Genomic DNA, 497 nt, shown 5'->3' on the forward strand with positions numbered 1-497 from the left:
CCGATGACGGCGCCCCGCGCAACACCCGCGAGCGCGCAACATTGATGTCCGAGCTGATCCGCGGGTCGGGCAGTGCGTCGTGACCTTCAAAGTCGCCATCATCGGCAGACCTAACGTCGGCAAATCGACTCTCTTCAATCGGCTGGTGGGAAGAAAGCTGGCGCTTGTCGACGACACGCCGGGCGTCACCCGCGACCGTCGCGTCCACGCCGCCAAGCTCTACGACCTGCATTTCGATGTCATCGACACCGCCGGCTTCGAGGACGCTGGTGCCTCGACCTTGCCCGGCCGCATGCGTGCGCAGACCGAGATCGCTATCCGCGAGGCCGACCTGATCTTCTTCACCATCGATGCCAAGTCCGGCCTTTTGCCTGACGACAGGACCTTCGCCGAGATCGTGCGCAAGTCCGGCAAGCCGGTCGTGCTGGTCGCCAACAAGGCCGAGGCGAAGGGCGCCCAGGGCGGTATGCTGGAAGCCTGGGAGCTCGGCCTTGGCG

At 65.4% G+C, this 497-nt stretch carries 1 protein-coding gene; it reads left to right on the forward strand.

Features of this window, described 5'->3' with window-relative positions; translation table 11 throughout:
- Positions 1-79 precede the first annotated feature (79 nt).
- The coding region (locus tag EN994_RS34725) for a GTPase (RefSeq protein ID WP_127308314.1) at positions 80-497 on the forward strand (418 nt) is incomplete at its 3' end.

The sequence above is a fragment of the Mesorhizobium sp. M7A.F.Ca.CA.002.09.1.1 genome (assembly GCF_003998555.1).
Taxonomy (GTDB): Bacteria; Pseudomonadota; Alphaproteobacteria; order Rhizobiales; family Rhizobiaceae; genus Mesorhizobium; species Mesorhizobium ciceri.